Below are 11719 nucleotides of genomic sequence, written 5' to 3'. Positions count from 1 at the left end.
CCATGGGCGGCCCTTGGCGGGAAGGCTTCCCCTGGGGCGAGCTCCAGGCCCTCCTGGACCCCAAGGCGCCCCCTGCGAGGCGCCGGCGAGGGCTTTGGCTCTACGCGGGTTTTCTCTTCCTCCTACAGGGGTTAGGGCTCCTTCTCCTGGCCCCCTTCTTTCCCCAGGCCTGGCACCCCCTGCTTTGGGCCCTGGCCCTCTTGGGGGCGGGGTGGCTCTTCCTCCAGGCCCTGAGGGCCCTGCGGGAGGAGGGCCCCTTGGGGGCCTTGGTGGCCGTGGGGCTGGGGGCGGCCCTCTTCTTCTTTCTCGGGGTGATGGGGCTCCTCCTCCGGCCCTGGGGGCTTGGCCTCCTCCCCCTGGGGGTGCTGGGTTTCCTCCACCTGGTGCGGCGCTCGGAGGGCGGCCTTAAGGGCCCAAGCGGAGGGCCCGGGTCAGGTCCTTAAGGCGGATGCGGGAAAGGGCCTGGATCTCCTTGAGCCGCTCTTGGGCCCGCTGCTGGCCCAGCTGGTAGACCAGGGGAAGCTTCTCGTGGTCAAAGGTGTCTATGGGGAAGGGGGGTTCCAGGGAGAGGACCAGGTCCGCCTCCTCGAGGGCCAGGGCCTTGAGGCGCCTGCGGCTGGCCTCCCCCGCCAGGAGGGCGGCCTCGAGGGCGGTCTTCGGGCCCTCCTTGGGTGGGGGGTTGGACACGTCCACGGCCACCACCTTGGGGAAGAGCGCCTTGGCGGCCCGTACCGGTACCTTCTCCACCACGTCCCCATCCACCAAAAGCCTTCCTTCCCAGGGTACGGGCGGGAAGAGGCCGGGGATGGCCATGCTGGCCAGGACAGCCCTCCACACGGGGCCCTGGCGAAGGACCACCCTTTCCCCGGTGAGGAGGTCGGCCGCCTGGATGGCCAGGGGGATGGGGCTGTCCTCGAGGCGGGCTTCCCCGAGGAGGCGTTGCAACCCCTGGGCGATCCTTTCCGCCTGGAAAAGATGGGGGCGCCGGAAGGCGGCGAAGAGCCGGGCCAGGGTGCGCAGGTTCCCTCCCTGGCGAAACCCGGCGATCTCTTGGTCAAAGATGGCCTCGTGCACCCTCCAGGGGTCCTTGTGGCCAAAGGCATAGGCGGCGGCCGCCAGGGCGCCCGCGGAGCTTCCCGCAAGGCCCCGGAGGGGGATCCCCGCTTCCTCCAAGACGGCCAGCACCCCCAGGTGGGCGTACCCGCGTACCCCACCGCCCCCTAAGGCCAGGGCTACCCCGCGCATTCAGCCCCCAAGACCAAGGGCTTGACCTTCGGCGATGAGCCCGTCCAAGAGCTTCCGGCCCTCCCGCCGAGACGCTTCCAAATAGTCCAGGAGGTCCTGGGCGCGCACCCGCCGGTGGCTTCCCACCTTACGGAAGGGGATTTTTCCCTCCTCCAGAAGCCGCACCAGATGAGGCCGGGAAACCCCCAGGATGTCCGCCGCCTCCTGGGTGGTGAGCTCGGCCTCCAGGGGGACCACCCTGACCGGCTTCCCCTGGGCCAGGGGTTCCAGCAGCCTGCGCAAGAGGTGGGCGAGTTCGGGGGTTAACTCCAACACGGCGCCTTCCACATGCAAGCGCGCCCCTGGCCGCAGGTGGGCCAAGAAGGCCCTTAGGGATTCCCGCTCTTCCTCCCGGGAAAGGGTGGGGGTGTCCATACAAGCCCAGGCTACCAGATGGACGAAATAAACGGAACGCCCTAGTTACGGGCCCACGGTTGGGCGCGGGGGGTTTTGCGGGCCCTTCGCCGGCACCTTGCCTGGGGGTGGCCCCAGGGGCCAGCGCCAGGAGGGGGGATCCGGAAAGGGCCCTTGGGTGGCGCGGCGGAGGCGGGGCTATACCCCGAGGGGCCCCTCTGCATACAATGCCTCCCATGAGGCCCGACCTTACCCGGGTGCCGGGGGTCTTGGGGGAGATCGCCCGGCGGCGGCTCCTCGAGGTGGCCCCATACCCCCTGCCCACGCCCGAACCCGTACCCTCCTTCCGCAAGGCCCTCCTCCTCCCCGGGCTTTCCGTGATTGCCGAGGTGAAGAAGGCCAGCCCCTCGGAGGGGGCCATTAGGGCCCTGGATCCCGTGGAGGCCGCCCGGGCCTACCGGCGGGGCGGGGCCAGGGCCATCAGCGTCCTCACCGAACCCCATTACTTTGGGGGAAGCCTTCGGGATCTCCTGGAGGTTCGCCGGGCGGTGGACCTGCCCCTCCTCCGCAAGGACTTCGTGGTGGACCCCTTCCTGCTGGAGGAGGCCCGGGCCTATGGGGCCAGCGCGGTCCTCCTCATCGTGGCCCTTTTGGGGGAGCTCACCGGGGCCTACCTGGAGGAGGCTAGGCGGCTTGGCCTCGAGGCCCTGGTGGAGGTGCACACGGAAAGGGAGCTGGAGGTGGCCCTGGAGGCGGGGGTGGAGATCCTGGGCATCAACAATCGGGACCTCACCACCTTGCGCATAGACCTCGCCACGGCCCCCCGCCTTGGCCGCCTGGCCAGGGATAGGGGTTTCCAGGGGGTTTTGGTGGCGGAGTCCGGGTATGCCCGCAAGGAGGAGCTTCAGGCTTTGTCGGGGCTTTTTGATGCGGTGCTCATCGGCACCAGCCTCATGCGAAGCCCCGACCTGGAAGCTGCCCTAAGGGGGCTTGTAGGATAGCGGCATGTTGCTGATTCCCGCCGTGGACCTGAAGGGGGGTAGGGCGGTCCGCCTCTACGAGGGGGACCCTGCTCGGGAGACCGTCTACGGGGACCCGGTGGCCCTCGCCCTAAGGTGGCAGGAGGAGGGGGCCAGGCTCCTCCACCTGGTGGACCTGGACCGGGCCCTGGGCCGGGGGGAGAACCAAGAGGCCATCCGCCGCATCGCCGAGGCCCTCCAGGTACCCTTCCAGGTGGGGGGAGGGGTGCGCTCTTTGGCGGCGCTAAAGGAGGTGCTGGCCCTGGGGGCCCACCGGGTGGTGGTGGGCACGGTGGCGGTGAGGGAGCCCGCCCTTTTGCAGAGGATGCTGGAGGAGGCGGGGCCTGAGGGCTTGGCGGTGGCCCTGGACGCCCGGGGCCTTCAGGTGGTGGTCTCGGGTTGGCAGGAGGCGGCTTCCCTTTCCGCCCTGGACCTCCTTGGGCGTTGGGCGGCCATGGGGGTGCGCACGGTGATCTACACCGACGTTCGGCGGGATGGCACCCTAAAGGGCCTGGACCTGGAGGTGGTGGCCCGGGTGCGGGAGGCTTGGCCCCATGAGCTCATTGCGGGCGGGGGAATCGCTGGCCCAGAGGACCTTCGGGGCCTGAAGGGCCTCGGGGTGGAGGGTGCCCTCTTGGGCAAAGCCCTCTACGAGGGGCGGGTGCGCCTTTCCGACTTCGCGGGAGGGGTATTCTAGGGCCATGAAGCTGGCCCACTGGGTGTTTCTCCTTGTCTCCTTAGGGGTGGCGGGGGCGGGGCTTTACCTGTACCTGGCCTTCCCCTTCCTGGAGGTGCCCACCCCCTTAGGACCCTGGCCCCTTTACTATCTCCTTCCGGGCGCCTATGCCCTGGGCTTTTTGGTGGGGGGGGTCTACGCCCTTGCCCTTTGGCTTTGGGCCGTGGGGGAAAGGCGCGCCCTTCTAAGGGAGGTGCGGCGGCTTCAGGGCGAGGTCAACGCTTTAAAGCGGGAGCGCATCGAGGAGATCCCCAAAATCCCCGATCGGGAAGAGGTATAATCCCCCTCCTGCGGGGATAGGGAGGCTTTATGAAGGATCGGGTGCGCTGGCGTCTTCTTCCCCTGCCGCCGGTGAAGGCCTGGCGGGAGTTGATGGAGGCCTTTGGGGTGGGGCCCGAGGCCGCCTTGGCCTACTGGCACCGGGGCGTGCGCCGCCCGGAGGACCTCCAACCCACCTTGCGCCTTCTCCCCCTTCAGGGCCTGGACCGGGCGGTGGAGCTCCTCCTTGGGGCCTTAAGGGAGAAGAAGCGGATTCGCATACATGGGGACTACGACGCCGACGGGCTGACGGGAACCGCCCTCCTGATGCGGGGCCTTAGGGCCTTGGGGGCGGAGGTGCATCCCTTTATCCCCCACCGCCTCGAGGAGGGGTATGGCGTCCATCCCGCCCGCATACCGGAGCACCTGGAGGCGGCGGACGTCTTCTTGACGGTGGACTGCGGCATCGCCAACCACTTGGAGCTAAGGGAACTGGTGGAAAACGGGGTGGAGGTCCTGGTCACCGACCACCACACCCCCAAGGAGGACCCGCCCCCGGGGGTCGTCCTCCACCCCGCCTACACGCCGGACCTTAAGGAGCACCCCACGGGGGCGGGGGTGGCCTTCCTGCTCCTCTGGGCCCTCCACGAGCGCTTGGGCCTTCCGCCGCCCTTGGAGTATGCCGACCTGGCGGCGGTGGGCACCATCGCCGACGTGGCCCCCCTTTGGGGGTGGAACCGGGCCTTGGTGCGGGAGGGGCTTGCCCGCCTGGGGGAGTCCTCCGTGCTGGGGCTCCGCCTGTTGGCCCAGAGCGTGGGCTACACGGGGAAGGCGGTGGAGGTGGCCTTCCGCATCGCTCCCCGCATCAATGCCGCAAGCCGCCTAGGGGAGGCGGAGAAGGCCTTGAGGCTCCTCCTCACGGAGGACGAGGAGGAGGCCAAGGGTTTGGTGGAGGAGCTCAACCGGCTGAACGCCCGCCGCCAGGCCATAGAGGAGGAGATGCTGCGGAGGCTTCTGCCAAAGGCGGACCCGGAGGCCAAGGCCATCGTCCTGCACGACCCCGAGGGGCACCCGGGGGTCATGGGCATCGTGGCGAGCCGCCTCGTGGAGGCCACCCTGCGCCCGGTCTTCCTCGTGGCGCAGGGCAAGGGCACGGTGCGAAGCCTGCCCCCCATCAGCGCCGTGGAGGCCTTAAGGAGCGCGGAGGACCTCCTAGACCGCTACGGCGGCCACCGGGAGGCGGCGGGCTTCGCCCTGGACGAGGCGAATTTTCCCCGCTTCAAGGGGCGGATAGAAGCCTTCGTGGCCTCCTTCCCCGATCCGGTGCGGGAGGTGGCCTTGGTGGGGCTTTGGCCTTCCGCCTCCTCCCTTCCCGAGCTTTACCGGGCCTTGCTGGCCTTGGAGCCCTTCGGCCAGGGCAACCCCGAGCCCCTTTTCCTCTTAACCGGCTCCCCGGAGGAGGCCCGCCCCATGGGGGAGGGCAAGCACCTCACCTTTCGTTTGAACGGGGTGAGGGTGGTGGCCTGGCGCATGGGGGAGCGGTGGGCGGCCTTGCCCTCCGAGCTGGAGGCGGCGGTCTTGCTTACGGAAAACCGTTGGAACGGTACCCTCTCCTATGAAGCCCAGGCCTTGGACTTCCGGGAGCCGGGGGATCTGGAAGGGGGGATCTCCCCCTTTGCCTACCCCATCCTCTTGCCGGAGGCCTTGGCCAGGGCCAAGGCGGGGGAGGGGGTTTATGTGCCCGAGGATAACCCCGAGGGGCTGGAGTATGCCAAGAAGGCGGGGTTCCGCCTCTTGCCCCCTGAGGAGGCCTCCCTCTGGCTGGGCCTGCCGCCTTTTCCCCCGGAGGCGCCTCGAGGGCCGGTGTACGTGGCCCTGGGAACGGCCGCCCAAAGGCGGCTGGCCGCCCCGGTGGACCCTTCCACCCGCGAGGGGCAACTTCGGGCCCTGGTGGCGCAGCGGCTTCTCTTCGCCTACCAGAGGAGGCATGCCCCTCTTTTCAGCGAGGCCCTTTTGGCCTACTGGGAGGCAGGCCCAAGGCTTTGGTCGGAAGAGGAGGTGAAGGGTGTACAAACAACCCCGGGAGGTTCATGAGGCCAGGATCTACACCCAGGCCTACCGGGTCTACGGGCTCATCTACCTGGTGCCCGGGGCGGGTACCGCCGACCTTTTAAACCAGGAGAAGCCCTATCTCCCGGTTACCGGCGCCCTGCTTTACACCCCCCGGCTCACCCTATTTGGCTGAGGGCTTCCCGGATCCGCTCAATCTGGGCCAGGTTTTCCCGAAGCCTTTCCTCCTCGGCCTCCACCACCTCCTTTGGGGCTTTTTCCCGGAACCCGGGGGCGGCCAGCTTTTTCTGGCTCCTTTCCGCCAGGGCCAGGAGTTCTTGCAGGCGCTTCTCCTGCCGGCGCCGCCACTCCTCCACGTCCAGAAGGCCCTCCAAGGGCATGCGCACCGTCACCTTGGGCATGGCCTTCACCAGGGCCTTGCCTGGCCGTTCAGCTAGCAGCTCGGCCCGGGCCAGGAAGCGGAAGACCTCGAGGTTCTCCCAGGCCGGGTCCGCCTCTCCCTCCAGGTGGACGCGCACCTCCTGGTGGAGGGGAAGCCCGGCCTCCGCCTTCAGGGCCCGCACCGCCGCCACCGCCTGCTTCAGGGCCTCAAACCGGGCCTCGGCCTCCGGGTCCTCCGGCCCTCCTTCCGGCCAAGGCTCCAGGGCCAGCTCCTCCTTGCCGGTGAGGGCCCCGTAGAGCTCGCTGGTGAGGAAGGGCATGAGGGGGTGGAGGAGCTTTAGGAGGGTGCCCAGGGTTTCCTCGAGGGTGCGCAAGGTAAAGGCGTTCCCTGCCTTGAGGGCGGGCTTGCTGGCCTCCAGGTACCAGTCGCAGAACTCGCTCCAGACCAGCTCGTACACCTCCCTCGCCGCCTGGGCCAGGTCCAAGGCCTCGTAGAGGGCGGTGATCTCCCGCACCCCCCGGGCCAGGCGGCTTTGCATAAAGCGGTCCGCCAGGGTGGGGGCCTCGGTCCTCGCCTGGAAGCCCTCCCGGGAAAGGAGGACGAAGCGGGCGGCGTTGTAGAGCTTGTTGGCGAAGTTCCGGGCCATCTCCAGCCAGCGGAGGTCCAGCCTGATGTCCTGCCCCCCGGTGGCCAGGTAGGTGAGGGCGAAGCGCAGGGCGTCGGCCCCGTAGCGCTCCACCATCTCCAAGGGGTCGATGACGTTCCCCTTGGACTTGGACATCTTCTGCCCCTTTTCGTCCAGGACCAGGCCGTGGAGGAGCACGGTCTTGAAGGGCCTCTTCCCCCGGAAGTGGTAGCCGGAGACCTCCATCCGGCTCACCCACAGGAAGAGGATGTCGTAGCCCGTGACCAGGACGTCCCCGGGGTAGAAGGCCTTGAGGTCCTCCGTCTCCTCGGGCCAGCCCAGGGTGGAAAGGGGCCAAAGGGCCGAGGAGAACCAGGTGTCAAAGACGTCCTCGTCCCGCTTGAGGCTTTGGCTTCCGCAAGCCTCGCAGGCCTTAGGGTCTTCCAGGTAGCGCTCAGGAGGGGGCACGTTCACCGCCCCGCAGTCCCCGCAGTACCAGGCGGGGATCTGGTGCCCCCACCAGAGCTGGCGGGAGATGTTCCAGTCCTTGACGTTTCTCAGCCAGTCAAGGTTCACCTTCTTCCAGCGCTCGGGCACGAAGGCGATCTCGTCCCTCTCCAGGCCCCTTAGCACCTCCTCCGCCAGGGGCTTCATGGCAAGCCACCACTGGGGGAAGATGGCGTACTCCAAGGGGGTGCCGCAGCGGGAGCAGGTGGCCATCTGGATGGTGTAGTCCTCCTCCTTCAGGAGGTGGCCCGCCTCCCGGAAGAGCTCCACCGCCTTCTTGCGGGCCTCAAACCGGTCCAGGCCCCGCAAGGGTTCCGGCACCCTTTCCCCCTCCATGCGCCCCTTTAGGTTGATGACGGAGACCGCCTCCAGCCCATGCCGCTCCCCGATCTCGTAGTCCAGGGGGTCGTGGGCGGGGGTGACTTTGAGCGCCCCGGTGCCGAACTCCCGCTCCACGGCGGGGTCGGCCAGGATGGGGATCCAAACCCCCGTGAGGGGGATGCGGGCCCGCTTGCCGATGAGGCCTTGGTAGCGTTCGTCCTCGGGGTAGACGGCGATGGCCTGGTCGGCGAAGACCGTCTCCGGGCGCACGGTGGCGATGGCGATCTCCCCGCCCCCCTCCACCTCGTAGCGCAGGGTGTAGAGCTTGCCCGGGGTGGGCTCGGTCTCCACCTCGAGGTCCGAGAGGGTGGTCTCGCACCGGGGGCACCAGTTGACGAGGCGGGGGGCCCGGTAGGCCAGGCCCTCGTGGTAGTAGCGGCTGAAGGCGTAGCGCACCGCCTTGGAGCGGGCCTCGTCCATGGTGAAGGCCTCCCGGCTCCAGTCGGCGCTGGCCCCCAGGCGCTTGAGCTGCTTCAGGATGGTCCCCCCGGACTCCTCCTTCCACGCCCAGACCCTTTTCAGGAAGGCCTCCCGGCCCAAGTCGTGCCGGGTCTTCCCCTCTTTAAGCAGGAGCCTTTCCACCACCACCTGGGTGGCGATGCCCGCGTGGTCGGTGCCGGGAAGCCAGACGGCTTCAAAGCCGCGCATGCGCTTATAGCGGATGAGGGCGTCCTGGAGGGAGTTGTCCAGGGCGTGGCCCATGTGCAGGCTTCCCGTGACGTTGGGGGGCGGCATGAAGATCACGAAGGGCTTTTTGCCGCTTTTGGGGTTGGCCACAAAGGGGTTCTTCGCCCATTTCTCCGCCCATTTGGGCTCCACGGTCTTGGGGTCGTAGGCCTTGGGTAGGTCCATGCTGTCCGATAGTTTAAGCCAGGCTCCAGGGCCTTGGGCTAGGAGGGAAGGCCGGTTTCCCCTGGGGGCCTGGCCTCGAGGGGGAGGGGCCCTTGCGCCCAGGGGCCACCTGGGAACGCCAGGCCCCTACGAGGGCGTGGAGCCGGAAAGGGCATAGAGGTAGTAGTGCCCTTCCCCTAAGTCAAAGAAGGCCTCCTCGTAGGCCAGGCCCTCTATCGGGGTTTCTTCGGGGATGGCCAGGAAGGCCTCGCCCACCCGGATGCCCTCCGGCTCCAGCCGGAGCATCCCCCGGGACACCTCCCTGGACTCCGCCTCGGGGTCGTTGAGGGGCGTGTGGAGAAGGCGCACGAAAAGCCCCTCCAGGCTGTGGAGGACGTTGCTCGGGTCTCGGAAGGAGGCCCGGTGGAGAAGGCGCTCCTCCACCAAGGCGATCTCCCCCAGTAGGGCGTAGCGGTCCAGGGGCAGAAGGGCCCTGCCGCTTTCCAGAAGGACCAGGAAGCGGGCGCGGTCTTCCGGGGAAAGGAGCACGGGGGCCTTGTGCCTTCCCACCTTGGGATCCTGGTCCAGCCGCTCTCCCTTGAGCAGGGCTTTGGCGGCCTCCAGGGCCTCCTCACGGCTGGGGTAGAGGCTATAGGGGTTCACCTTGAAGAGGAGGTCAAACCCCTTGGGTCCTTGCACCAACCAGGCCAGGTGGAGCTCAAAGAAGGTTCGTTTTCGCCACTCGGGGTACATGCGAACCCATCTTAGCCCAGGCCTCAAGGGGGTTTTGATGAAAACTGTGAGTCTCCCCCTTGCCCAAAACCATCTCCGGGGATACCCTGAGCCCGGTATGGCGCTTACAGAAGAGGGGCTCCTCGAGGCCTTGCGCACGGTGATGGATCCCGAGCTGGGTAAGGACCTGGTTTCCTTGGGCATGGTGGGCCAGATCCAGCTGGAGGGAAACCGGGTGGACCTGCTCATCAACCTGACCACCCCCGCCTGCCCCCTAAAGGGCCAGATAGAGGCGGACATCCGCAGGGCCCTCGCCCCCTTGGGGGTGGAGGAGGTGCGGGTGCGCTTTGGGGGAGGGGTGAAGGCCCCCGAGCACTACCCCATCCCCGGGGTGAAGCACGTGGTGGCGGTGGGCTCGGGCAAGGGCGGGGTGGGGAAGAGCACCGTGGCCGCCAACCTGGCCCTGGCCCTGCTAGGGGAAGGGGCCAAGGTGGGCCTCTTGGACGCCGATCTTTACGGGCCCAGCCAGGCCAAGATGTTCGGGCTGGAGGGCCAGAGGCTCAAGGTGGACGAAAACCGCAAGATCCTCCCCTTGGAGGCCTTTGGCCTTAAGGTGCTCTCCATCGCCAACATCGTCCCCCCGGGCCAGGCCATGATCTGGCGGGGGCCCATCCTGCACGGCACCATCAAGCAGTTCCTGGAGGAGGTGAACTGGGGGGAGCTGGACTATTTGGTGGTGGACCTCCCCCCCGGCACCGGGGACGTGCAGCTTTCCCTCACCCAGCTCACCCGGGTGTCGGGCGGGGTCATCGTCACCACCCCCCAGGAGGTGGCCCTGATCGATGCGGAAAGGGCCGCGGACATGTTCAAGAAGGTGCAGGTCCCCATCCTGGGGGTGCTGGAGAACATGTCCTACTTCCTCTGCCCCCATTGCGGCAAGCCCACCCCCATCTTCGGCGAGGGCGGGGGTAGGCGGCTTGCGGAAAGGCTGAAGACCCGTTTCCTGGGGGAGATCCCCCTCACCTTGCCCTTAAGGGAAAGCGGGGACCGGGGAAGGCCCATCCTGGTGGAGGACCCCGGGGGCCTCGAGGCGGAAGCCTTCCGCAAGGCGGCCCGGGAGCTGGCCGCCGCCTTGAGCGTGCAGGCCTTTATCGCCTTGCCCATGGCCTGAGATGGCCCTAGTCCTGGAAGGCACCAAGGAACGGATTCTGGACCTCCTCCGGCTTAAGCCCTACACCGCCAAGGAGCTGGCCGAGGCCTTAGGGGTGAGCCGGGTGGCGGTTCTGAAGCACCTCCAGGACCTGGAGGCCCGGGGCCTGGTGCGCTCGGAGGTGCGCAAGTGCCTGGGCCGGGGCAGGCCCCACCGCCTTTACGTGGCCCAGGACAAGGAGGCCCCCTACGCCGCCTTGTGCGGGGATGTGCTCAAGGGGGTGGAGAAGGTGCTGGGCCGGGAGGGGGTGGTGCGCCTTCTCTTGGAAAGAAACCGGAGCCTGTTTGCCCCCCTAAACCTGGCGGCTTTGCCCTTGCGGGAGCGGCTTGCCCGCCTGGCCCAGTTCCTCCGGGAGCAGGGGTACGAGGCGGAGGTGGTGGAGGAGGGGGGGAGGCTCTACCTCTGCCAAAGGCGTTGCCCCAAGCTGGCCCTCTCCCGGGAGCACGAGGCCCTTTGCCAAAGCGAGCTTCTGGCCTACCAGGAGCTTTTGGGCCTGCCCCTGATGCGGGAGGAGCGGCTGGCGGAGGGGGGGAGTTGTTGCCGTTACCGGGTAGAATAGCGGGGTGTGGGTTTACCGCCTGAAGGGCACGGCGGCAGGGCTGGACCCCTTGATCCCGGAACTCTTTGATCGGGGGGCCCGGGGCCTCGAGGAGCGGGAGGGGGAGGTGTGGGCCTATTTCCCCGCCCCCCTAGACCTTCCCTTTGGGGGGGTGTGGGAGGAGCTTCCCGACGAGGACTGGCTTGCCGCCTGGCGCAGGGACCTGAAGCCGGTGCGGGCGGGGCCCTTTTGGGTGCGGGCCCCCTGGCACCCGGTGGAAGGGGAGGGGATCCCCTTGGTGGTGGAGCCGGGAATGGCCTTTGGCACCGGGCACCACGAAACCACCCGCCTGGCCCTCGCCGCCTTGGCCCGCCATCTGCGCCCTGGGGAGAAGGTGCTGGATCTGGGCACGGGCTCGGGCATCCTGGCCATCGCCGCCGCCAAGTTGGGCGGGGAGGCCATGGGGGTGGACATTGACGCAAGCGTCCTCCCCCAGGCGGAGGAAAACGCCCGTAAGAACGGGGTCTCGGTGCGCTTCCTCCTGGGAAGCCTCGAGGAGGCCCTTCCCCATGGCCCCTTTGACCTTGTGGTGGCCAACCTGTTTGCGGAGCTTCACCGGGAGCTGGCGCCCCGGTACCGCCAGGCCTTGGCCCCCGGGGGAAGGCTTCTCCTCACGGGGATCCTGGCGGAAAAGGCCGCCCTGGTGAAGGAGGGCCTGGCCGAGGAGGGGTTTTCCCCCCTGGAGGAGGAAGGGGAAGGGGAATGGGTGTTGCTGGCCTACGGGACCTGAGC

The 11719-nt window shown here is 68.2% G+C and carries 12 protein-coding genes and 1 pseudogene; 9 read left to right on the top strand and 4 right to left on the bottom strand.

The window, feature by feature from the left end; genetic code table 11:
* Positions 1–2: 2 nt before the first annotated feature.
* Entirely contained in the window at positions 3–443 is a 441-nt protein-coding gene (locus tag BS74_RS06685; protein WP_038057239.1) for a hypothetical protein, read from the top strand.
* On the opposite strand, the gene BS74_RS06680 is transcribed toward BS74_RS06685, so the two are convergent.
* Positions 406–1245, bottom strand: coding sequence for a patatin-like phospholipase family protein (locus tag BS74_RS06680; protein WP_038057236.1), 840 nt, complete (start codon positions 1243–1245; stop codon positions 406–408). The two genes, BS74_RS06685 and BS74_RS06680, sit on opposite strands and share 38 nt — an antisense overlap.
* Complete coding sequence (locus tag BS74_RS06675) at positions 1246–1659, bottom strand: helix-turn-helix domain-containing protein (protein ID WP_051946800.1); 414 nt, start codon at positions 1657–1659, stop codon at positions 1246–1248.
* A gap of 215 nt (positions 1660–1874) precedes the next feature.
* Between BS74_RS06675 and trpC the strand changes: the two genes are divergently transcribed.
* The 5 genes and pseudogenes from trpC to BS74_RS06650 form a co-directional block, all read left to right on the top strand.
* Positions 1875–2639, top strand: a complete 765-nt coding sequence (trpC, locus tag BS74_RS06670; RefSeq protein ID WP_038058970.1) for an indole-3-glycerol phosphate synthase TrpC — start codon at positions 1875–1877, stop codon at positions 2637–2639.
* Between the two features lie 4 nt (positions 2640–2643).
* The gene (gene hisA, locus BS74_RS06665) at positions 2644–3354 is read left to right on the top strand and encodes a 1-(5-phosphoribosyl)-5-[(5-phosphoribosylamino)methylideneamino]imidazole-4-carboxamide isomerase (RefSeq protein ID WP_038057233.1); all 711 of its coding nucleotides are present in this window, start codon (positions 2644–2646) and stop codon (positions 3352–3354) included.
* A 4-nt stretch (positions 3355–3358) separates the two neighbouring features.
* A complete protein-coding gene (locus tag BS74_RS06660) occupies positions 3359–3673 on the top strand; it encodes a hypothetical protein (RefSeq protein WP_038057231.1) in 315 nt (104 codons plus the stop codon).
* Between the two features lie 29 nt (positions 3674–3702).
* A complete protein-coding gene (locus BS74_RS06655) occupies positions 3703–5745 on the top strand; it encodes a single-stranded-DNA-specific exonuclease RecJ (RefSeq protein WP_051946797.1) in 2043 nt (680 codons plus the stop codon).
* Positions 5717–5875: pseudogene (locus BS74_RS06650) on the top strand (DUF6812 domain-containing protein); the annotation flags it as partial. The gene BS74_RS06655 and the pseudogene BS74_RS06650, both read left to right, overlap by 29 nt.
* A gap of 4 nt (positions 5876–5879) precedes the next feature.
* Here the strand turns inward: BS74_RS06650 and BS74_RS06645 are convergent.
* Complete coding sequence (locus BS74_RS06645) at positions 5880–8468, bottom strand: valine--tRNA ligase (protein WP_038057226.1); 2589 nt, start codon at positions 8466–8468, stop codon at positions 5880–5882.
* A 126-nt stretch (positions 8469–8594) separates the two neighbouring features.
* Positions 8595–9200, bottom strand: a complete 606-nt coding sequence (locus BS74_RS06640; protein ID WP_038057224.1) for a hypothetical protein — start codon at positions 9198–9200, stop codon at positions 8595–8597.
* 97 nt (positions 9201–9297) lie between these two features.
* On the opposite strand from BS74_RS06640, the gene BS74_RS06635 reads away from it, so the two are divergent.
* Genes BS74_RS06635 through BS74_RS06625 form a run of 3 tightly spaced genes read left to right on the top strand, consistent with a single transcriptional unit; the run spans position 9298 to position 11717 of the window.
* A complete protein-coding gene (locus BS74_RS06635; protein ID WP_038058965.1) occupies positions 9298–10350 on the top strand; it encodes an Mrp/NBP35 family ATP-binding protein in 1053 nt (350 codons plus the stop codon).
* Position 10351: 1 nt separating this feature from the next.
* Positions 10352–10948, top strand: coding sequence for a helix-turn-helix transcriptional regulator (locus tag BS74_RS06630; RefSeq protein WP_038057223.1), 597 nt, complete (start codon positions 10352–10354; stop codon positions 10946–10948).
* A 4-nt stretch (positions 10949–10952) separates the two neighbouring features.
* Positions 10953–11717 carry a 50S ribosomal protein L11 methyltransferase gene (locus tag BS74_RS06625; protein WP_038057220.1) on the top strand — a complete coding sequence of 255 codons (765 nt, stop codon included), beginning with the start codon at positions 10953–10955 and terminating at the stop codon, positions 11715–11717.
* Positions 11718–11719 lie beyond the last annotated feature (2 nt).

Origin of the sequence: Thermus amyloliquefaciens (assembly GCF_000744885.1) — a bacterium.
Lineage (GTDB): Bacteria > Deinococcota > Deinococci > Deinococcales > Thermaceae > Thermus > Thermus amyloliquefaciens.
Note: the sequence above shows the minus strand (reverse complement) of the source record. Positions and strands in the feature narration are given on the sequence as shown.

Bases quoted from the DNA above. Each gene is read 5' to 3' on its own strand.
- BS74_RS06685 (WP_038057239.1), top strand. From the start codon at position 3: ATGGGCGGCCCTTGGCGGGAAGGCTTCCCCTGGGGCGAGCTCCAGGCC.
- BS74_RS06630 (WP_038057223.1), top strand. From the start codon at position 10,352: ATGGCCCTAGTCCTGGAAGGCACCAAGGAACGGATTCTGGACCTCCTC.
- BS74_RS06640 (WP_038057224.1), bottom strand. From the start codon at position 9,200: ATGTACCCCGAGTGGCGAAAACGAACCTTCTTTGAGCTCCACCTGGCC.
- BS74_RS06635 (WP_038058965.1), top strand. From the start codon at position 9,298: ATGGCGCTTACAGAAGAGGGGCTCCTCGAGGCCTTGCGCACGGTGATG.
- BS74_RS06645 (WP_038057226.1), bottom strand. From the start codon at position 8,468: ATGGACCTACCCAAGGCCTACGACCCCAAGACCGTGGAGCCCAAATGG.
- BS74_RS06655 (WP_051946797.1), top strand. From the start codon at position 3,703: ATGAAGGATCGGGTGCGCTGGCGTCTTCTTCCCCTGCCGCCGGTGAAG.
- BS74_RS06675 (WP_051946800.1), bottom strand. From the start codon at position 1,659: ATGGACACCCCCACCCTTTCCCGGGAGGAAGAGCGGGAATCCCTAAGG.
- BS74_RS06660 (WP_038057231.1), top strand. From the start codon at position 3,359: ATGAAGCTGGCCCACTGGGTGTTTCTCCTTGTCTCCTTAGGGGTGGCG.
- trpC (WP_038058970.1), top strand. From the start codon at position 1,875: ATGAGGCCCGACCTTACCCGGGTGCCGGGGGTCTTGGGGGAGATCGCC.
- hisA (WP_038057233.1), top strand. From the start codon at position 2,644: ATGTTGCTGATTCCCGCCGTGGACCTGAAGGGGGGTAGGGCGGTCCGC.
- BS74_RS06680 (WP_038057236.1), bottom strand. From the start codon at position 1,245: ATGCGCGGGGTAGCCCTGGCCTTAGGGGGCGGTGGGGTACGCGGGTAC.